Origin of the sequence: Parapedobacter tibetensis (assembly GCF_024704835.1) — a bacterium.
Taxonomy (GTDB): domain Bacteria; phylum Bacteroidota; class Bacteroidia; order Sphingobacteriales; family Sphingobacteriaceae; genus Parapedobacter; species Parapedobacter tibetensis.
Genome location: NZ_JAMXBE010000082.1, coordinates 1 through 346 on the forward strand (window position 1 = coordinate 1; position 346 = coordinate 346).

The following is a 346-nucleotide window of genomic DNA, read 5'->3' on the forward strand; positions in this document are numbered from 1 at the left end:
AAAATGGCTTCCGACCAAAAATTTGTGGATTATGTCATAGACCAAATCGAAAATGCTGGAGAATTGACGGCTAAAAAAATGTTCGGGGAATATGGAATTTACTCGGATGGAAAGATATTCGGCCTAATATGCGACAATAAACTATTTGTAAAACCAACTAAATCGGGACGAGAATTTATTGGCGATGTGGTTGAAGCACCTCCATACCAAGGAGCAAAACCGAGTTTCCTGATTGAAGACAAAATCGATGACAAGGAATGGTTAAGCGAGTTGGTCAGAATTTCAGTTAAAGAGTTGCCATTGCCAAAACCAAAAAAGAAATAACTGCCCCTAACACCGCCATAAG

Annotated in this window: 1 protein-coding gene; it reads left to right on the top strand. The window is 39.3% G+C overall.

Features of this window, described 5'->3' with window-relative positions:
- Positions 1 to 324, top strand: a 324-nt coding sequence (locus NF543_RS25365) for a TfoX/Sxy family protein (RefSeq protein ID WP_257671002.1), incomplete at its 5' end; no start/stop codon positions are given.
- Between the last annotated feature and the right edge of the window lie 22 nt (positions 325 to 346).